Below are 20670 nucleotides of genomic sequence, written 5' to 3' on the forward strand. Positions count from 1 at the left end.
AATGCTTATGAAGGACTTGGCCAGTTGACACGCTGGCCCGGCCTCGGCTCCCTGTCGGCGAAAATGCCGACGAGGAGCGATTGCGATGCCTTTAGAGCGGACACAAAAATTCGCGACGGCCGCGGTTCATGCAGGAGCTGCCCCCGACCCGGCGACAGGGGCGCGGGCAACACCGATTTATCAGACGACGTCCTATGTCTTTGAGGATGTCGACCACGCTGCGGCGCTGTTCGGGCTGCAGGCGTTCGGAAACATCTACACGCGCATAACCAACCCGACGCAGTCCGTACTTGAAGCGCGCCTTGCAGCCCTCGAAGACGGCACCGCGGCGCTCGCGCTTGCCTCGGGGCACGCCGCCCAGTTCCTCGCGTTTCATACGCTCCTCGAACCCGGCGACGAGTTTATCGCCGGGCGTCAGCTCTATGGCGGCTCGATCAACCAGTTCAATCATTCGTTCAAGAAATTCGGCTGGAACGTCGTCTGGGCAGATGCCACGGACCCCCAGTCTTTCGCCCGAGCCGTCACGCCCAGAACGCGAGCGATTTTCTGCGAAAGTATCGCCAATCCGGGCGGAATAATCGTTGATCTCCCGGCTATATCGGCGATAGCCAAACAGGCTGGCGTTCCGTTCATTGTCGATAACACGCTCGCGACGCCGTACCTCTGCAAGCCGAAGGATTTCGGAGCCGATATTGTCGTCCACAGCCTGACAAAGTTTATCGGCGGCCACGGCAACTCTATCGGGGGCGCCATCGTCGATTGCGGAACCTACGATTGGCTCGCCAGCCCCCATCGCTACAAATCCCTCGTCGAGCCGAACCCCTCATATAACGGCATGAAGCTCGCGGAAGCCTTCGGCCCGATGGCCTTCGCGATCGCGGCACGCGTTTTAGGGCTGCGTGACCTCGGCCCTGCGATCTCACCGTTCAACGCCTTTCTTCTCCTGACAGGGGCCGAGACTCTGCCGCTTCGCATGCAACGCCAGTGCGATAACGCCCTCGCTGTGGCTCAATGGCTCGATACCCATCCGAAAATCGCCTGGGTGAGCTACGCCGGACTTGCGGAAAGCCCAAACTACGAGCTCCATAAAAAGATCTGTCCAAAAGGCGCGGGTGCCGTCTTCACCTTTGGTCTCAAAGGCGGATATGAAGCGGGCGTTAAGCTCGTTTCGGCCTTGAAGCTGTTCAGCCTTCTCGCCAACATCGGCGACACGCGAAGCCTTGTCATTCATCCCGCGTCGACGACACATCGGCAACTCCAGGATGACGAACGAATTGCCGCCGGTGCGGGACCGGACGTAGTCAGGCTGTCGATCGGCATCGAGGATATAGACGACATTATTGGCGATCTCGAACAGGCGCTCGCTGCTGTTGAGATGTCGACGGAAAAGGGACCATGAATCACCAGCTTGTTCTTCAGTTTCAGGGCGACGACGACGACACGCTCGAAAAAGTCATTGCGCTTGAAGATCGTTTGATCGAAGCGCTCGGCAACTCCACATCGGCCGAGGTCGATGGTCACGAGCCCGGCGAGGGCGTGATCAATCTCGTCTTGCTCACAAAGAACGCGGCGAAAGTTTGGGAAAAGATCGAGCCGATCGTCGAGGACGCGTCCGACGAGCTTGATATCAACGCCGTAGCGTTCCGCGCGCTCAATAGCGAGGATTTTACCGTGCTCTGGCCCGTCGACTACGAGGGCGAGTTCGAATTGGCGTAGCGGCACGCGTCGCTTCGACTGCAGCGCTCACCCGGGCGACAAGCGCGTCCGGTTAGTGCGCGTTGACGTATGTGCCCGGAGCGTCCTCGATCACGCCAAGCTTCGTTCCGGCTTTACGGGCCGGGATCCAGCCGCCGGATTGCTGCGCCAGCCACTCGATCCAGTAGGGCCACCACGAGCCGGGATGCTCAACCGCGGACGCCTGCCAGTCGGCGATATTCGAGAGCGCCGTTCCGTCGGTCCAATACTGGTATTTGACCTTGTCGGGCGGGTTGACCACACCTGCGATATGCCCCGAACCGGCGAGCACGAACTCGACGGGACCGCCGAACATCTGAAGGCCGCGAAAGACCGACGCAGCCGGCGCGATGTGATCTTCGCGCGCCGCCACAGAAAAGATCGGCAGCTTGATTTTCTTGAGGTCGAGCCTGATGCCGCCGAACGTCATCTCGCCCGCAGCGAGCCGGTTTCCATTATAGAACTCGCGCAGATAATACTTGTGATTGGCGGCGGCCATCCGCGTCGAATCCTGGTTCCAGTAGAGCAGGTCGAACGGAAACGGCTTCTTGCCGAGCAGGTAGTTATTGACGACGTAGGGCCAGATCAAATCGCGCGGCCGCATCATATTGAAGACGTTCGCCATCCGCGAACCGTCGAGGAACCCGCGCTCCGTCATCAGCGCGTCGAGGTTCGCGAGCTGCGCGTCGTCGGTGAACAGCAACAGATCGCCCGCGAGCGAGAAGTCGACCTGCGTCGTTAGCAGGGTGCAGCATTGGAACGGCTCTTCGCCGCGCTGGGCGAGGTAGGCGAGGCCGGTCGACAAAGCGGTGCCGCCGACGCAATAGCCGAGCACGTTGATCTTCTCGACGCTCGTCTCGTCTTGCACGGCCCGAACGGCTTCGAGGATGCCTTCGAGAACATAGTCTTCGAATGTTTTGTCGGCGAGCCGCTCATCGGGGTTGACCCATGAGACGATGAACACCGTGAAGCCCTGGTCGACCACGTACTTAATGAGGCTCTTCGAAGCCGTCAGATCAAGGATGTAATATTTGTTGATCCACGGCGGGATCATGATCAGTGGCCGTTCGCGGACTTTCTCCGTCGTCGGGCTATATTGAATAAGCTGCAAAAGCTCGTTCTGGAAAACCACCTTGCCGGGGGTCGTTGCCAGATTGCGGCCGAGTTCGAATGCGCTTGGATCGGTTTGGCTGATCTTCATCAGATCGCCCGAGCGCCGCAAATCGTCCGCGAGCATCGTCGCGCCCTTGAGAAGGTTCTCGGCGTTCGACGCCAGAGTCTCGCGCAGCACCTCGGGGTTCGTGATCGGGAAGTTCGACGGCGAGTAAGCGCTCGTCAGCTGCTTCAGATAGAATTCGGCGCGATGCCGCTCGAGCGGATCGAGTCCCTGGGTTGCGGCAAGTTGGTCTTCCGCCCATTTGCAGGCCAGCAGATACGCCTGCTTGCAGAAGTCGAAGAACGGATTGTGATTCCACTCCGGGTCCTTGAACCGATTATCGCCGGGTGCCGGCTGGATGAGCGCCGGCACGTCTTTATTCATCATGCGCGTAATAACGTTGTTCCAAAGCGCGCCGAACAGCCGGAAGAACTCAGCCTGCGCCTCGGAAAGCTTGATCGGGTCGGAAAGCCACTTCCGAACGAACGACGTCAGCGTCTCGGTCGCGGCGGAAAATTCGCTCGCGGGCGTGTACGGCCCGGACTTCGCGTCCGGACGTTCAGCAAGCTGAGCAAGTGCCGCGCTTCCCTGCTCGAACGCCTTCAAGATGTTCGTGGCGAACGCCTCGGGATCGGGGATCCGGTAAGCCGAGAAAATGGGTGGTAGCTCGTGGCTGTCTTGCGGCATTGCGGCGTCAAAAGCTTTCTGATGTTTTGTCCCGTCGGCATCGTGCACGATTTCGCCAAAACCCCTGCGACACTGCCGTCAAGACCAGAGTCGAATCAAGCGCGAATCGGCCATGGCGGCCCTTAGCAATAGGTAGGGAGAGATGGCATAACCGTGACTGAGGCGGGTTTCCTCCCGCAACGCAGAATTATGAGAAGTGACGCCCTTCGACGCTGTCCGCCGGAACCTCGTCCCGCAGCACTGGACGGACCATGGCGAGCAAGCGTAAAGAGGCGTGCGGCCAAGCCTTATCCGGACGGTGAGCTTGGTTAAACGTCCCTCTTTTGAGACTTACCCTAGCCGGTCCGATTTTCGCCGCCTTTGCTGCGGTGCCGAAGGATAAAGACCTTTGAACGAAGAGTTTCACCGCATCAAGCGCCTGCCGCCCTACGTTTTCGCGGAAGTGAACCGTTTGAAGGCGGCTGCACGAGCGCGTGGAGCCGATATCATCGACCTCGGCATGGGCAATCCCGACATGCCGACGCCGCAGCACATCGTCGACAAGCTGATTGAGACGATCAACAAGCCGCGCACCCATCGTTATTCCGCCTCGAAGGGCATCCCCGGCCTGCGTAAGGCTCAGGCTGCTTACTATGAGCGCCGCTTCGGCGTGAAGCTCGATCCCGAAACCGAGATCGTCGCGACGCTCGGATCGAAGGAGGGCTTCGCCAACATCGCCCAAGCGATCGCCGCCCCGGGCGACATCGTGCTGGTGCCGAACCCGACCTACCCGATCCATTCGTTCGGCTTCATCATTGCGGGCGCCGCCATTCGGCATCTGCCGGCAAGCAACGGCGAAGATTTCCTGCGTGCGATGGAGCACGCGGTAAAGCACTCGATCCCCAAGCCGCTGGCTGTCGTGATGTCCTACCCGTCGAACCCGACGGCGATGACGGTCGACCTCGACTTCTACAAGGAAGCCGTTGCGCTCGCGAAGAAGCTCGATCTCATCATCCTGTCCGATATCGCCTACGCCGAACTCTATTACGACGACAATCCGCCGCCATCGATTTTGCAGGTGCCGGGCGCGAAGGACATCACGGTCGAGTTTACGTCGCTGTCGAAGACGTACAACATGCCGGGCTGGCGCATGGGCTTTGCCGTCGGCGACTCCCGCCTGATCGGCGCGCTGGCGCGGGTGAAGTCGTATCTCGACTACGGCGCCTTCACGCCCATCCAGGTCGCGGCCGCCGCCGCGCTCAACGGGCCGCAGGATTGCGTCGATGAAATTCGCGCCCTCTACAAGAGCCGCCGCGACGTCCTCGTCGACAGCTTCGCCAAAGCCGGCTTCCCCGTTCCGCCGCCGCCCGCGACGATGTTCGCCTGGGCGCCCGTTCCGGACCGCTTTCGCGATATGGGCTCCGTCGAGTTCTCGAAAATGCTGATCGAAAAAGCCGACGTTGCGGTCTCGCCCGGCGTCGGCTTCGGCGAATACGGCGAAGGCTTCATTCGCATTGCGCTCGTCGAGAATGAGCAACGCATTCGTCAGGCCGCGCGTTCGATCAAGAAGCTTTTCTCCGAACCAGCTGAAACTCTGGCTCCCGTTTCCCGCCCGCAAAAGTCCGCGACACGATAATTGAAATCATGAAACCTCTCACACTCGGCATTGCCGGACTAGGAACGGTTGGCGGCGGTTTGCTTGGACTGCTTCAGGCGAACGGACCGCATTTCGCAAACATCGTCGGCCGGGACATTCGCGTGACCGGAATTTCGGCGCGTAACCGCAGTAAAGAGCGCGGCATCGCCGTTGATGGCGTCGAATGGTTCGATGACCCGGTGGCGCTCGCCGTCGATCCCTCGAACATGGTCTTCGTCGAACTTATCGGCGGCGAGGACGGCGTCGCGAAAGCCGCCGTCGAGGCAGCGCTCGGCGCGAAGAAGCACGTCGTCACGGCGAATAAGGCGCTCCTCGCGAAGCATGGCTTCGAACTCGCGCGGCTCGCGGAAAAGAACGGCGTCGCGTTGAACTTCGAGGCGGCCGTGGCGGGTGGCATCCCTGTCATCAAGACGCTGCGTGAAGCGCTGGGCGCCAACCGCGTCAAGCGCGTTTACGGCATCCTGAACGGAACCTGCAATTACATCCTCTCGAAGATGCAAAGCGAGAATCGCGCTTTCGACGACGTTCTGAAAGAGGCTCAGGAACTCGGTTACGCCGAAGCCGATCCGTCGTTCGACATCGGCGGTTTCGACGCCGCGCATAAATTGGCTTTGTTGACGAGCCTCGCTTTCGGCACGCGCGTCGCCTTCGAGCAGATCCACGTCGAAGGCATCCAGTCGATCACGCAAGCCGATATCGAGGCGACCGACAGCCTCGGCTACCGCATCAAGCTTCTCGGCGTCTCGACCGAAACCGAGACTGGCATCGAAGCCCGCGTCTCCCCGGCCTTGGTCTATAAGGATTCAGCCATCGCCGAGGTTTCCGGCATCACCAACGCGGTTGCGATCGACGGCGACTTCTCGGGCAATATCTTGCTCGTCGGTCCGGGCGCGGGGGCAAAGCCGACAGCGTCGGCGGTTGCCGGCGACATTCTCGATATCGCCCGCGGCCTCATCGTCCCGCCGTTCGTAACGCCGACCGCGAAGCTCAAAGCGCACAAGCGCGCCAAGCTCGATCAGCACTACGGCTCCTATTACGTTCGTCTCGCGCTCTACGATAAGCCCGGCGCCATGGCCAATATCGCCAAAAGCATGGGCGATCAGGACATTTCGCTCGAAAGCATCGTGCAGCACCGACCGCAGACATTGCATGCGCCGCGAGTCGGATCGCGCATCCCGAAGAACAAGGATCAGCCGGTCATCATCATCACGCATGAGACGACCGAACAAGCCATGCGCAAAGCGCTCGAAGCCATCGAGAAGGATGGCAACGTCACCGAGCGCCCGCAAATGATACGCATCGAAGAACTTTGAACAACGCCTCGGACACCGCGGAAGGACATGGATCATGAGCAGGGCTGAACAATCGAGCGGCACGCACGGGCCGGGTCTCGATCGAATTTTGGTGCTCGAACTTGCACGCGTGACGGAAGCAGCGGCGATTGCTGCCGCGCACTTGGTCGGCCGTGGCAACGAGAAAGCAGCTGACAAAGCCGCCGTCGACGCAATGCGCCGCGAACTCGGCCGCGTTGAGATCCGTGGCACCGTCGTCATCGGCGAAGGCGAGATGGACGAAGCGCCGATGCTCTACATCGGCGAGAAGGTCGGAACCGGCGAGGGGCCGGAAGTCGATATCGCGGTCGATCCACTCGAAGGCACCACCATCTGCGCCAAGGCTATGCCGAACGCGCTTGCGGTTCTCGCCATCGCGGAGAAGGGCGGCCTTCTCCACGCGCCCGATATGTACATGAACAAAATTGCGATCGGCCCTGGCTATCCCGAAGATATCGTTCATCTCGATGCCACGCCCGCCGACAATCTCAATGCACTCGCCAAGGCGAAGGGCGTGCCGATCTCGGAGATCATGGCCTGCATCCTCGACCGCCCGCGACATGCCGAACTGATCCGCGCCGTCCGTGAAGCCGGTGCTGGCGTGCAGCTTATTCCCGATGGCGACATCGCAGGCATCATCTGGACGACGGACCCGAAAGAAACAGGCATCGACATCTACATGGGCTCCGGCGGCGCGCCTGAGGGCGTTCTCGCGGCGGCGGCGTTGCGCTGCATCGGTGGCCAGATCCAAGGTCGCCTGATGCCGATGAAAGATGAAGAGCGCCAGCGCGCCGAGAAGATGGGAATTTCCGACATCAAGCGGATATTCAAGCTCGCGGACATGGCGTCCGCCGATGTGGTCTTCTCCGCCACCGGCGTCACGGACGGCTCTCTGCTGAAGGGCGTCCGCGTGCGGGGCGACTTCGCCGAGACGGAAACGGTCGTCATGCGCGCCAAGACGGGCACCGTCCGCCGCATCAAGTCGACGGTCCGCAACGTCGGTTCGCGCTTCGTCTGAGGCTGCCGTCTCCCTCGCGATTGTGGGGGACAACGCCGGCCGGTGCCGTCTGAAAGACCGAATCGACCTACAACTTGAAACGAGTGTAGGTCGATCTTGAGAAGCGGCGGGGAACCGGTTGCGCCCAAATCTAGCGGCAGTTGAAACGGACGACGGCGCGGCCGAGCGTTCGTTTCTCGGGGTTACCAAAAGCGCGCGCGGCTTTGCGTGGCGCGAACGCTTGCCCGCTCATTTGAAGCAAATCGCGACGGCGATCAGCCAGCGCCACGGACTGCCCGACCTCATGGGCCGCGTTCTGGCGGCGCGCGGCATCGGCCTCGACGCCGTCGCGACGTTCCTCGATCCGACGCTCAAAGCGCTGATGCCCGATCCAAGTTCCCTGCGCGACATGGACAAGGCCGCCGCGCGTCTGGCCGACGCTATTCAGGCAAAGCAGAACGTCGCGATCTTCGGCGACTACGACGTCGACGGCGCCTGCTCATCGGCGCTGATGAAACGCTTCCTGGAATTTCATGATACCCCGGCGCGCATCTACATTCCCGATCGCCTGTTCGAGGGTTACGGCCCGAACACCGCGGCCATCGAAGGCCTCGTCAACGAGGGCGCCAAGCTCATCGTGACGGTCGACTGCGGCACCACAAGCCACGAGCCGCTGGCCGCCGCGCGCAAACTCGGCGCCGACGTCGTCATCATCGACCATCACCAAGCCGACGAGCGCCTTCCGGACGTCAACGCCATCGTCAATCCAAACCGCCAGGACGACATTTCAGGGCAGGGGATGCTGTGTGCCGCGGGCGTCGTCTTCCTCGTCCTCGTTGCGACGACGCGCGAACTCCGCCGCCGGGGGGCCTACAGCGGGTCGCGCGAGCCGGACCTCCTGGCGCTCCTCGATATGGTCGCGCTTGCGACGGTCGCCGACGTGGTGCCGCTCGTCGGCCTCAATCGCGCTTACGTCAAGAAGGGCCTCGCGGTCATGCGCGCGCGGGAAAACGTCGGCCTGACGGCGCTTGCCGACGTTGCCGGGTTGGCGGTCGCGCCGACACCCTATCACCTGGGCTTTATCCTCGGCCCCCGCATCAATGCTGGCGGCCGCATCTGCAACGCCGCGCTCGGAGCAACGTTGCTCTCGACGTCCGATCCGGTCGAAGCGCAGCGCATCGCCGAGCTGCTCAACCGGCTCAACAAGGAACGCAAGGATATCGAGACGGCCGTGCTCGAAGAGGCAATGGCAATTGCCGATCGCCAAGTGACCGATGATCCGACGCGCGCCATTCTCGTCGTCGGCTCCGATGCCTGGCACAAGGGCGTCGTCGGCCTCGTCGCAAGCCGCCTCGTCGAACGCTTCCGCCGTCCCGCGTGTGTCATCGCCTGGGACGCGACCGAGATGGGAACCGGCTCTCTGCGCTCCGTACCCGGCATCGATCTTGGCGCCGCTATTCGCGCGGCGGTCACAGCGGGTCTACTGGCGAAAGGCGGCGGTCACGCCATGGCCGCGGGCTTGACGGTCAGCCGGGCGAGCCTCGCCCCGCTCGAGGCGTTCCTGCAAAACCAAATCGGCGTGGCCGCACAAGGCTCGGGCGATATCGCTCACTTCGACATCGATGCGTCGCTCGTCGCGTCCGGTGCAACACCCGAACTGATGGACCTGATCGAGCGCGTCAGTCCGTTCGGCCAGGGTAACGCCGAGGCCCGCTTCGCGCTGCCCGCGCATCGCGTGAAATTCGGCAAGATCATCGCAGGCGCGCACGTCCGCGTGATCTTGGAAGGCGGCGACGGCTCTCGCGTCGACGGCGTCGCGTTTCGGGCCGCAGGCCAGCCGTTGGGCGACCTGTTGACGTCGGCCAGCGGGATGCCGCTGCATGTCGCCGGCCATCTGCGCAGAGACACCTGGGGTGGTCGCGAGCGCATCGAAATGCAGATCGAAGACGCCGCCGATCCGCGCCGCCAATAGGGAAATATGGGCCCTCCCCCGGATGGCCCATCCTGTCGCAGGAACGATCGACCCCACGCGGCTTGCCAAAGACGCCCAAAGCCGACTATAGGGTGCCTCTTCCGACGGACGCTCCCTTCGTCTATCGGTTAGGACGTCAGATTTTCAATCTGAAAAGACGGGTTCGACTCCCGTAGGGAGCGCCATTTTCGTCACCCCTCTGCCATTCAAAATCCTAGGTTTTCTGGCCAAATCGCCCGTTGTCGGGCCGCGCAACTGGCTTCATCCGGAAACAAACCTCTAGGATCACCCAGACATGGCAAGGCCCGTCGAGCCCGTAAAGCCCATCAAGAAGGATGGATTTTGGCACTTCATCCGCCGTATCCCGTCCGAATTCGCCGCCTTTGATTCGCGCAAGCCGCGTCGCCCGAAGCACCCGTGTGCGCATCACCGTTGACCCACGCGGCGTGACCGCCCAAGGCCGTCGTCGACCGCATGATGCGCGACCTTGAGGAGTTCTGGCGCGCCAAGCGAGAGGGACACGATGTCCACCCGCCGCACTACCTCGAGGAAGCGATCGCGGTCGCCAAAACTTTCGGGGTCCCGTACATACCTGCCGTCGAGCTTTCGGAGGCCGGCATCGAAGCCATCGCGCAGCGCATTGCGCTTCTGAGTTCACCTGAGAACGCGGGCAACGAGATCGTCTTCCGGGGGCTGCTCGGCGGCGCCAAGCTCCCGCCGAAGAAAGAGGATCGCCTCAAGATCTCCGACATGGTCGCCACCGTCGAGACCATTCGAGCTGTCGACCTCAAGAAGAAGTCGCTGGGTCAACTCAAGAAATGGCGGGACGCCAAGAACCTCGCGCTGGGCAAGTTCAGGGCCGTCGTCAAAGCCGACAAGGCCCTCCATCAGATTACGCGTAATGACGTTATCAATTTCCGTGAGCAACTGCAGGAGCGCATTCTCGACGAGCAAATCACCAACCACACCGGCAACAAGTACCTCAAGCAGGTGGGCGGAATGTACAACACCATCCGCCGCCATTACCTGATGGACATCGTCAACCACTTCGAAGGGATGCTGTTTCCCGACGACGAATGCCAACAGCGCGAGGCCTTTCCGGTGGAGTACGTCCAGCACACGCTGCTGCAGGACGGCCTGTTCGATGACATCAATCCAGAAGCGCGCGGCGTCATCTACCCGATGGTCGAGACGGGGCTGCGCACCAGCGAGGCCTGCAACCTTCTGCCGGAGAATATCCTGCTCAAAGGCGACATTCCTCACGTCAGGATCGCGCCGAAGAACCGCGTCCTGAAGACCAAGGAATCCGCCCGCGAGATCCCCTCGTCGGTTGCGCCATGATGGCCATGCAGGCCAACCCCGGCGGCTTCCCTCGCTACATCGATAAGGAGGCGAGCCTTTCGGCGCTTCTAAACAAGGCCTTCGCCGCCCGTAAGCTTTTCCAGAGCGACCGGCAAAAGGTCTATTCACTGCGCCATACGTTCAAGGACCGTCTGATCCACCTTCCGGAAGCGAAAGATTCGCTGACCGACGCGCTGATGGGTCATGCGGACGACGGGCAGCCTTATGGCGAAGGCTATACCTTAGCCTTCAAGCACGCGGTGCTGGCGAAGATTGCCTTCACGCCGCCGTCCCGCGTGTAAGCCTCGAGAATCCGTCGCGCCTTGACAACGGGGTCTTCCTGGCGCGCCAATTCGAGCTCCCGTTCTGCGACGTCGAGCAGCGATGCGTATTCACGGCTGAATTCGGCGACCGCGTAGGCGAGCACGGTCACGCACCGTTCGAGGTCCTCGAGGGATAGATTATGCCGTTTGCCGTTTGCCGTTCGCCATAAAAGGAAGACGAATAAGGCCAATACAATAGCCAGATTCATGCGACGGCCATTGATGGGGAATAACCGGGTGATGAGCGTGGAATGATGAGGTTTCACGATTTGGTGAGTTTCGTCGGTAAGTGGCTGTGCCCCGCAGGTTAATCAACGAGGCGGCTCCGTCCGAATGATTCGGTTTCAGCCGCAGCGCCGCGCAAACATTAGTCCCACCCCATCCGAAAGCGTTGTGCGGGAAAGTGGTTGCTGCGGCACGAGCTCCAGCGACGCGGGGGATCAGCCTGTTGCTCGCGATCCGAAAGCACGCGTCTGCTGTGCAGGTTTGTCCGCTACCGTAAAAGTGCCGGTAGGAAAATTGTACGAATTTAAAGGCGTGCTCTTGAATGCTTGCTTTGGGGGCTCGACCAGCAGTTTGTGCAAACGTGCGGCGCGTCAGCATCTACCTCTCGCTCGACTTCAAATGGGTCAAAACTGGATTTCTCGTCTATCGACGCGAAGCCGAAAAAGCGGACGTCATCAGACTGAATTACATGAGCGCCGCGACAACCAGTTTAGGACGGCGGCCCGCTTTTCGCTCTGAGGGCGCTGAGTGGAGCATCAAGCTGATAGATAAAGCCTGACGGATTATATGATAGCTCAACCCGACCACTGAGCTGGTTGCCAAGAGACTCCATCATTCGCGTGCCGAAGCTGCGGCGCGTCGGGACATTGACCGCCGGGCCACCCGTTTCCATCCATTTCAGATTGAGGTGTCCGGCGCCTTCATCCACCGTCCAAGCTATTGATACACGCCCGGCCGGCACTGACAGGGCACCGAACTTTGTGGTGTTGGTACAGAGCTCATTTAACGTCATGGCCAAAGAGATGACGGCGCCCGATGAAATCGAAAGATCTGGCCCTATGATTGAAATACGTCCGGCGCCCTGATTGTCAAATGGCTCTATTGCTGAACGCACGGTGGTGGCAAGACTGGCATTCGCCCAGTGGACCTGCAGGAGCAAATCATGTGCCCGTCCGAGCGCCGTAAGCCTGCTCTCGATAGCCTTTTGAGCGTGCACGAGAGTCGGTGCGGTTCTTAGGCTTTGTCCCGCGATTGCACTGACCGTCGCAAGGGTGTTTTTGATGCGGTGGTGAAGTTCACCCATAATGAGCTTTTGCAGATTATCGGATGCTTCGCGTTCCTTCGCTTCGATGCCCGCCTGTTTTAGGAGGGCCCTAGCGTTGATGGCCGCTTGCTCAAGCAGCAGCCGCAATCCGTCATTTTCCGCAGTCAGCACTTCCTCAGTATGAGTTAGCTGGCTCAACCCGCTTTGATTGCCGCTTGCGTCGAAGGGCACCTCATTCAGCTCTGGAACAATCGTGAGCGCTCCGACACCGACCATCTTTTGGAGTTCGGCGATCATTTGTACGACTTCGAGCGGCTTGCCAAAGAATTTGCTCTCGGGAGGTTTTTCAGCTTCGGTTGGAGTTATCTGGCCTGAGACCAGTATGATCCTTATGTCGGGCCACCGCTCATTCACAGCATGCGCCAGCATCAGTCCGTCCATGGTTCCCGGCATCTGGATGTCGGAAAACAGCATCGAAATGTCAGAGCGCTGTTCAAGGATAAGGAGTGCTTGGTCCGCGTTGACAGCCTCCACCGCCGTAAAGCCAGCGTCTTCGACAATATCGACGGCGCGCATACGAAGCACCATCTCGTCTTCGACGACCAAAACTGTTGTTGATTTTAAACTGCTATCTGCCGTCATGGCGTCCTCCGGAGGGCAATGGAAGGAGCCGCATTCGCGTCCATGCTCCGCGAGGTGGGTTTAGCTAGGGCCGGCGCTGATTCAAAGTCAATGCGTATCGCAGCTTGCAGTTGCGATTAAGAGCTCAATCTTGATCCACTGCATACATCGTTTCCGACCATACGCGGACCGCGAACACGGCTCGAATGAACGTCGGCTTTTGGGATAAGCAACCGTCGGCCTTCAGCGAAGCCGAGTTTGCAGACGTCCGGCCGCCGCACCTTAGCCTTTTCTCTTTTTCTATTCTGACTGCCCGTCGGCGTCCTGTTCTGACATCTGCTGCTGGTTCGTTCCCGTCGCCCGATTCTCGTCGATTGTCATTTCTTCCGTGTCGTCGTCTAGGAGTGCGCCGACTGTATTGGTTGGCCCCAAGAAAGACCCATTGCTTCCACCCTGGAAGGCGAAGAGCCACCCGAGCCGACGTATCGGACGAAAATATCCGGGATTTTAAACGGGTGCGCTGGAAAGCGTCATTATGCGACGAACATGTATCGCGGCCCCACCTGCGACTGCGTCAAGTCCAAATCGTTTCGCGTCGATCCGGAAGAGTGAACGTCGTCAAGCCATACCATCCCTGTGGAGAAAAAAATCCACATTTTGGGTCGGACCAATTCGAAGGCGGTGGATCAACGTAGACGACAAAGTGCCATGGTCCAAGGCAGTGGCGTTCGGATTGTGATTACGTCAAAACGCTTTCTGAGGAATCTGACGAATTGGTAGGTAGACCAATGATTGATGTGGCCCGGCGTATCGCCCAGCCGAAATATATATTTGCCTCGCGCAATGTTTAACACTTTCCACAATGGCTCGCGTGGAACGCTAACGAGGAGGTAGGGCCGCGCTAGTGTTGCCAAACAATCGAGTGCCACCACCGGGTCCGGCACATGCTCAAGGACTTCGCAACAGATAACAAGCTCAGCGGCAGCTTCGGAAGCCTGCAGATCATAAATATTGCGAACGGAAAACGGAGCGCTATAGCCAGCGGCAAGGGCGCTTCTGTTCGCCGTTTCGACAATGCTTGAGTCCACGTCGGACCCTCTTACTTCGAGACCCTTGGAAAGCATCCTCAGGGATAGCGCCCCTTCGCCGCAACCGACCTCGTAAACAGTCGGGACGTCGGCCTCGGCGACCAACGCGTCGAATGTTCTTAGAAATCCGTCCACCAAGTAACGCGCTATTGGATTCCGGGTGTTGTACTTATCGTAGAAATTGCCGCCGATGTTGTCGTAATCGAGTGATGGATCCATCTTCCTCGCCACGCGGCCTCCGATTGTTTCGCCGAGTTCACGCATTTAACGGCCTTGATTTTATAAATCAACGCCAGCGGTCTTTCAGCAAAGGCGGCAATGAGGTCGGGCCGTCGGTTGGCTCACTCGTATTTTTCTATGCCTCACGCACTCATTTTGTTCCGAGATGCTCGGTGCCGATTGATCCAAACCTTATAGTGGTGGCTTGCGTAGCGGCGCCTCAGATCAGTTATAGACTGACCAAGTCTATACAGATCTCGCGTTGCAATCTGATTAAGTCGATGACGTGAGATCTGCACGGTATCCGTATCTATTCACCCTGGCGCCACCGATCCTTTCGATACAGTTGTTCATTTCCATTGTAGTCGATCACTATGATCGACCGATCTCTCGCTCTTTTCAACGTCCGCCATGCAGAGGTCAGCGTTACGAACGGGATCAATATAATGACAAGGCTGAACGCCGAGACGGCGTAGGCGGCGCTCACGAAGTAGTAAATCGCCACCACAAATGAGTGCTCTACCCAAGTTCTATACATTTTTGCTCTCTAAATGGCTCGTGAGCATTTTGGACGATCGGCCAGAACTGCCCGATTGAGAATGTCCGTCCTCATATCGAGGAATCATATCTTTAGAGCACCCGAGAAGGCCTAGCAGTCAGTCAAACGCGCTATCCGCCATTTTGCAGATCGGTTGATCGACCTATGCAAGAGGCGCGCATTGAGGTCTGGAGCGACGAATTATCGGGAACCGATCTAAACCGATCTTTAGTGTCGCGGATGCAAGCTACTCTTCATCAGTTTGCTGACGAACAGTTTGCCCCCATGACCGCTAATCGCCAACGCAACACCATGTGTGTACTTACGGTTGATAGCAGGTGGGCAGCTTCGATCGCCGGCACATTGATTGCGCGCCATGGAGCGATACAGGGGCAATGTCGATTCATCGCACCTCCATCGACCAGATGCTGCGCGGAAGACGGATTGGGCGTAGCCCGCAAGGGAGGTTGCGAAGCCTATGCGGAAACGAACCACTTCTGCCGCCGGCGATTTGCAGCCGAGCGACGGGTGTGGCCTGACGGCGTTGCAATGGCGCCCCCGCGGCGCTGGTCGCAGGTGCTTGCTGGAAGGGTTTCGATCGCAAGCACAGTACACTCAGTCGATACGAGCGTTCGGGCGTCGCAGCGTAAGTTGAACCGCGAAGGCGCCGACTTTCGTACTTTGCCAATTGCAATGCGCGCGAGGAGAGTGCTCGAAGCCTTGACCCACACCGATGTCTCTATAACGCGGATCTCTACATCACTGGGTTACTCCGCGCCGGCGCATTTTGCGCGACTTTTTCGAAAGCCAACTCGCGTAGCTCCCAGGAGCACCGTCGACGAAACTCTCGCTCAAATGCCAACTGACTTGGGCACTCGCGCCGAGCATTCGGATATCCTCTCGGAGGTCATCGCATTTAACGCAAGAATGCGTCGCCGACGTTAGGACAGGAAACGCCAGCTTCCAGCCGAGAGCCGCTGGTCCCGCGTCCAAGAAATTATCTCTGTGCGGCCCGATCTTGCAGCACGCCGACGTGGGATGAATTTCGGTCTTTGCCGAGGTGAGCAAGGCCAACCGTGAAGCTGCTCATCATCGAGGCGCGAACGGTGACGGCAGCCCGTGCCGCGATGTCGCGCGATGCGCCCGATGTGACGATCATCGACATCAATCTTCCAAATGGTTCAGGGCTTGAACTGACTCGCGAGTTCATCGCGGACGTGTCCGACAACACCACATGGCGGGCGCGGCCCTCTGTCTCTCAAAAAAGACTCACGAATCAATTCAGTCGCTAATCGCGCGGTGGAATGACGGACCAAGAAACGCGGGCACCGCGATAGTTTGCGTAGCACCTTCTTCTCTTGAGCAATTCCCTAGGGGGTTTGATGGGCGACTACCTTACCGAAGAACCGGTCGATGCAACCGGAGTCATCAAGCGACTTGATGAGGCGTTTGTCGGCATGGAGATACTCGAAGACGACGACCGTGAAATGATTGTGTATCGTCTCTGCCGCTGGCTCGAAGTCGGAAAATATGGCGATCACGGACGGGACATTATTCTCGCCGTTGTAAAATACATCGACGTCAAGGTCGCAAGTTCAGGTGGCGAGCGCGTCGGTCACGCGTAGCCAAAGGCATTGGTCGTTCGGCCTGCTGCACTCTGGCGCGCATCACAGACAAATGTCGTTGGCCTCCACGGTCAATGGTTATGCTACTCCAAACCCCGCCTCTCACCCACACCGAGGCGGGGTTTTCGTTTTTTCTGGCGACCGTTCGATTGGGAACGAGCGCCCAGAGGTTAGGCAGATCGAACTCGGATTTGGAGAACTCTGAAGGCGGCAGGGGCATTCTGGGGAACATCGTCGACGCGGCGGAAGCAAAGCCGCATTGGGATGCTGTCAGGAAGGCGCTGACAGACAAAGTCGAGGCGGATGTTTGAACGTAGGATTGGCGTAGATGCTGGTCGGTCAAAAAGTACTGTAAGGCGCAAGCGTGCGCGGGGATGGCGTGATGCCTGAGAGATAGTAAGAAAGTGCGCGTTCCAGCCTAGCGAAGGCTTACACTTCTAAATCGACTCGAAATGACTCGGCGGGTAATCCCCGCTGCCTTCTATCCTGCATGGTTTGATAGGCCTTTTCCACATGGCGGCAGAGGCGGCGCTGATCGAACAGCGAAGAAGATGTTCTTGATGCCTCAAGTCGCGCTTTAATTGCCAAAAGTTTATTTCGATTGGTCGCGAGCTCGATAGCGAGGTTTTCGTATTCCTCCAGCGTCGAAGTCGATAACTCAGGCGCGCCCGCGGCCATAACCAAACTCGATCCGACGCGGGAGGCGAAGCTATTGCCGTTGCAAGTGACTACCGCAATTCCAGACCATAGTGCGTCACTGGCTGTTGTGTGGGCATTATACGGCAAGGTGTCTAGAAAAATGTCCGCATTCCGCAAGCGCGCCAAATGAGCAGCTTGTTGGACCCATGGCGCAAATACCAATCTGGCGCCGTCGACACCTCGTGCTATCGCCTGCCTCCTCAAGTTCTCACACGTCTGGCGAGTGTTCTCAATCAGCCACAGCACACTGCCAGGCACTTGATTCAAGATCCGTCCCCAGATGTCGAACATCAGTGGTCCAATTTTATAGGGACTATTGAAGCAGCAAAATACGATCGCCTGATCGGGCAGCCCGCACGATGCACGGGTTGGAATAGTTGTTGGCAATGGTCGATGTTGATCGTTTGGCTGATAGCACTCCGGGAGATGCACAACGGCCTCGGAGTAGTGTTTGTACTGGTCTTCGGGGATAATAATCGGATCAGCTACGATGTAATCCATATACCGCGTTGCCATTGTCCCCGGCCAGCCAAGGTAATTTGCCTGCACCGGAGCGGCGCGATTTGCGAAAATCTCCGTTCGCCGAAGTTGGGCCCAACCAACGAGATCAATTGCAATATCGATCTCGTGTTTGCGCATAAGGTCGGCTGTGGCTTGGGGTGATTGGTCTTGAACATCGAGGAAGACTTCAAAGGCATTTTTCATGCGTCGACGGACGGCACTCTTGTCATCTGGGCCAAACGAAATACCAAAAACCTCGAACCGTTTGCGATCGTGTTCCTCTATAAAACCTGCGATTAAACGAGACGTCGCGTGTTCCCGAAAATCACCTGACACGTAGGCGATCTTTAAACGACGCTGGTCGACAGCCCGCATATTATCCAACTGGCTCTCGGTATACTTGCGCGTGGGTTGTTGCGCGGCGCGTTTAGCACACCGGAAGAGAATTGCCGGATCGTCGCTGATCGCGGACAAGGGAAAAGGATTGACGTAGTATCCGTCACGCGTCTTGGGTGAATCGATGAGCCGGAGAACATTGTTCTCGACAGCAGCCAGGCCGTCCCAGTCGGCGGTCATGCGCTTCGTATGGGCCAGAAAGCTTGCGGCGGCTCCATTCTCTGGATCAATCTCGACAATACGTGAGAAGACCTTCGCCGCATCATCGAACTTTCCACACTCGCAAAGCGAGATGCCGAACCCATAATGGGCGCGGGGATCAGAAGGGTCCTGAGCCGTCGCGGCCTGAAGGGCACGAGCTGCCTCTTTCCACCGGTAGAGCTTTAATAAGACGATGCCGAGATTGAAAGAAACGCCCTGACATTGGGGATTGAGTTTGAGCGCGTGTTCGTATGCCTGCCTGGCCAGCTCATCTTGGCCTTGCGCGAAGTACACGCTGCCAAGGTTGTTATGGCTTTCCGCGTGATCAGCTTCTATCTCGATCGATTGTACGAAGTGATCGCGAGCGGCTTCGAGATCGCCAAATCCGAAGAGCGCTTTCGCTAGATTGTAGTGCGCCTGGGCTGACCTGGGCAAAAGGGCGACCGAGCGCTTGAGCAACGGTATCGCCACCCGATACTGCTTAGCTTCACTCTTAATCGCACCGAGCAGCATTATTGCGTTTGCATCGTTCGGCCTGACAGAGAGATATAGCCGAACTTCCTTTTCAGCGCGCAATACCTTTCCTTCGCGGAGCAAGGAAGCAGCCAACCCAAGATCGGCATATTTCTCGCCCTTGCTCATCCGAATTTGTCCCCCAACAAAATTCCAAAGCTTTGGCAACGCCCTCTGGCCGATTATAGCGGGGATCCGGCGCGAATGCCCATCATTAGCGCCGCTGAATCGAGGTCATAAACACGCCGCCGAACACGCCGCCCTTCAACAATTAGCCACGCGTATTTTCTGCCGCCGGTCTGGGCCGATAGGTAAGTGGTTCTCTATCACGCAGTCACCTTTCCCAAATGCGAAACTGCGGATAGCCGTCAATGGCCAACGGATCGACGCCGAATACCACGTTTCGAATTTTACCCAGGAACTGCAGATCACGGCCGCAGGAAAATACTGCGACGCAAAAATTGCGTACCGCCTAGCAGGGAGAGAAGGTCTACTTAACGAGCCTGCATGCTCTAAACAATTTCCGGCTAAATTCATTAAGAGCCGACAACATCAAATGCACCGTCAAGACGGCCACTTTTTTCTAGCCAATGAGAATCAACGATAGGTTGGACCGTCGATAACGGCCGTATATTCGCTCGTTCCAAAAACTTTGGTCGACCGTTCACTATCCTCCTCTTAGTCCTAAAAAACGCTGGCGGTCTTCAGCCCTTTGACGCATTCTTCCCAACAACATAGGGAAGAATTCCCGATATGGATGGTTGATTTTCCTCGACTGGAGACGGGAGTGACGGCGGCTACTTCAGTTTGTGCTGCTATACTCATCGCGAGCCTTTTGCTCTGCGGTCGCAACGCGTTGCATTCTGAGGAGGTAAACGGCCGTGACAATGCGGCCGAAAACGTATCCGCTCCGCCTGTCCTCGTTGTTCCTCTCGTAAAATCAAAAGAGACACAAAAACTCCAAGGTATCGCAACCGTACTCAACTCGGACGGGCTCCTGCAGCTCGACGCCGACATTCGATCAGCTACGGTTGCCGAAAATTTTAGCCGCGGACAGCTCGAACGTTTCAAAGCTTCAACCATGCTTTCGAAACAAACGGTCGAAAGTGCCATACGGCAACAGGGCATAGATGCGTCGGCTTTGAGGCTGGTGATCACGCGTCTTCAACAGACGTGGGGAGACAAAGCCCCATTCTTGAACGCTGAATCTCGGCAAGCGTTGATCACCGATATTGCCGGTGGATCGCGGGCGATTCTTCGTTTGGACTTTTCTGACACCGCAAATGAAAATCCACAGAACGTCCGCGTAATGCCGTTGCGTGGTGGCCAGGAAACGAAGGTCGATGCCATGTGGGCGGCGCCATCTGGCAACCTCGCAATGCCCGGCGTTTCGTACTTCGGTCTAATAAATGCTGGGCCGGGTCTGCGAGCCGGCGATCGCGCTCGTGTCATTGCAGACAACCCCGACAGTCCTGCCGGCGTGGTCATCCCAAGTGCCGCAATCATCGTTTATGCTGGCAAGTCCTGGTGCTACGTGAAAACGGGGCCTGAAAGATATGAGCGGCGGGAAGTATCTTTGGATGCACCCGTCAAAGAAGGTTTCCTTGTCAACAGCGACTTCGAGGCCGGCACGCGCGTCGTTATCAAGGGCGCGTCTATTCTGCTCGCGCGCGAAGCCACGCCCGGGAGTTTGGATGACGACGATGACGCGGGCGGCGGGGACACTCAGCCCTCAGCGGGTCTCAGCAAGAAACCTGGCGCGCCGTCTCCGGTTGCTCAAAATCACACTGCTCCTCCTGCAGACCCGGACTAGGCGTCTCGC

The 20670-nt window shown here is 58.5% G+C and carries 16 protein-coding genes and 1 tRNA gene; 13 read left to right on the forward strand and 4 right to left on the reverse strand.

What is annotated here, in order from left to right; genetic code table 11:
* Nucleotides 1-85 precede the first annotated feature (85 nt).
* Nucleotides 86-1399: an O-acetylhomoserine aminocarboxypropyltransferase gene (locus WC811_RS15855; RefSeq protein WP_372646291.1), complete on the forward strand. Its 1314-nt coding sequence runs from the start codon at nucleotides 86-88 to the stop codon at nucleotides 1397-1399.
* On the forward strand, nucleotides 1396-1716 hold the full coding sequence (locus tag WC811_RS15860; protein ID WP_372646292.1) for a hypothetical protein: 321 nt from the start codon (nucleotides 1396-1398) through the stop codon (nucleotides 1714-1716). The genes WC811_RS15855 and WC811_RS15860 overlap by 4 nt, the downstream gene beginning before the upstream one ends.
* Nucleotides 1717-1768: 52 nt before the next feature.
* On the opposite strand, the gene WC811_RS15865 is transcribed toward WC811_RS15860, so the two are convergent.
* The gene (locus WC811_RS15865; RefSeq protein ID WP_372646737.1) at nucleotides 1769-3577 is read right to left on the reverse strand and encodes a PHA/PHB synthase family protein; all 1809 of its coding nucleotides are present in this window, start codon (nucleotides 3575-3577) and stop codon (nucleotides 1769-1771) included.
* 388 nt (nucleotides 3578-3965) lie between these two features.
* On the opposite strand from WC811_RS15865, the gene WC811_RS15870 reads away from it, so the two are divergent.
* The 7 genes from WC811_RS15870 to WC811_RS15900 all read left to right on the forward strand — a co-directional run bounded on the left by WC811_RS15870 (nucleotide 3966) and on the right by WC811_RS15900 (nucleotide 11156).
* Entirely contained in the window at nucleotides 3966-5192 is a 1227-nt protein-coding gene (locus WC811_RS15870) for an LL-diaminopimelate aminotransferase (protein ID WP_372646293.1), read from the forward strand.
* Between the two features lie 8 nt (nucleotides 5193-5200).
* Entirely contained in the window at nucleotides 5201-6526 is a 1326-nt protein-coding gene (locus WC811_RS15875; RefSeq protein ID WP_372646294.1) for a homoserine dehydrogenase, read from the forward strand.
* Nucleotides 6527-6560: 34 nt separating this feature from the next.
* Nucleotides 6561-7562, forward strand: coding sequence for a class II fructose-bisphosphatase (gene glpX, locus WC811_RS15880; protein ID WP_372646295.1), 1002 nt, complete (start codon nucleotides 6561-6563; stop codon nucleotides 7560-7562).
* Nucleotides 7563-7680: 118 nt separating this feature from the next.
* A complete protein-coding gene (gene recJ, locus WC811_RS15885; protein ID WP_372646296.1) occupies nucleotides 7681-9513 on the forward strand; it encodes a single-stranded-DNA-specific exonuclease RecJ in 1833 nt (610 codons plus the stop codon).
* Nucleotides 9514-9623: 110 nt separating this feature from the next.
* Nucleotides 9624-9698: transfer RNA gene (locus WC811_RS15890), tRNA-Glu, on the forward strand.
* A gap of 289 nt (nucleotides 9699-9987) precedes the next feature.
* On the forward strand, nucleotides 9988-10854 hold the full coding sequence (locus WC811_RS15895) for a hypothetical protein (RefSeq protein ID WP_372646297.1): 867 nt from the start codon (nucleotides 9988-9990) through the stop codon (nucleotides 10852-10854).
* Nucleotides 10854-11156: a hypothetical protein gene (locus WC811_RS15900; RefSeq protein ID WP_372646298.1), complete on the forward strand. Its 303-nt coding sequence runs from the start codon at nucleotides 10854-10856 to the stop codon at nucleotides 11154-11156. The genes WC811_RS15895 and WC811_RS15900 overlap by 1 nt, the downstream gene beginning before the upstream one ends.
* Nucleotides 11157-11892: 736 nt before the next feature.
* Here WC811_RS15900 and WC811_RS15905 read toward each other — a convergent pair.
* Entirely contained in the window at nucleotides 11893-13089 is a 1197-nt protein-coding gene (locus WC811_RS15905) for a sensor histidine kinase (protein WP_372646299.1), read from the reverse strand.
* 665 nt (nucleotides 13090-13754) lie between these two features.
* On the reverse strand, nucleotides 13755-14420 hold the full coding sequence (locus tag WC811_RS15910; protein ID WP_372646300.1) for a class I SAM-dependent methyltransferase: 666 nt from the start codon (nucleotides 14418-14420) through the stop codon (nucleotides 13755-13757).
* Between the two features lie 1042 nt (nucleotides 14421-15462).
* Here WC811_RS15910 and WC811_RS15915 point away from each other — a divergent pair.
* The 3 genes from WC811_RS15915 (at nucleotide 15463) to WC811_RS15925 (ending at nucleotide 16538) form a co-directional block, all read left to right on the forward strand.
* On the forward strand, nucleotides 15463-15858 hold the full coding sequence (locus tag WC811_RS15915; RefSeq protein ID WP_372646738.1) for a helix-turn-helix domain-containing protein: 396 nt from the start codon (nucleotides 15463-15465) through the stop codon (nucleotides 15856-15858).
* A gap of 131 nt (nucleotides 15859-15989) precedes the next feature.
* Nucleotides 15990-16205, forward strand: coding sequence for a hypothetical protein (locus WC811_RS15920; protein ID WP_372646301.1), 216 nt, complete (start codon nucleotides 15990-15992; stop codon nucleotides 16203-16205).
* A gap of 90 nt (nucleotides 16206-16295) precedes the next feature.
* Nucleotides 16296-16538, forward strand: a complete 243-nt coding sequence (locus WC811_RS15925; protein WP_372646302.1) for a hypothetical protein — start codon at nucleotides 16296-16298, stop codon at nucleotides 16536-16538.
* Nucleotides 16539-16967: 429 nt separating this feature from the next.
* Here the strand turns inward: WC811_RS15925 and WC811_RS15930 are convergent, their stop codons facing one another.
* Nucleotides 16968-18977 (reverse strand): tetratricopeptide repeat protein, encoded by a 2010-nt coding sequence (locus WC811_RS15930; RefSeq protein WP_372646303.1) that lies wholly within the window; start codon nucleotides 18975-18977, stop codon nucleotides 16968-16970.
* Nucleotides 18978-19560: 583 nt separating this feature from the next.
* Between WC811_RS15930 and WC811_RS15935 the strand changes: the two genes are divergently transcribed.
* On the forward strand, nucleotides 19561-20661 hold the full coding sequence (locus tag WC811_RS15935) for a hypothetical protein (RefSeq protein ID WP_372646304.1): 1101 nt from the start codon (nucleotides 19561-19563) through the stop codon (nucleotides 20659-20661).
* Nucleotides 20662-20670: the final 9 nt, after the last annotated feature.

Source organism: Hyphomicrobium sp. (assembly GCF_041659645.1).
GTDB lineage: Bacteria > Pseudomonadota > Alphaproteobacteria > Rhizobiales > Hyphomicrobiaceae > Hyphomicrobium_B.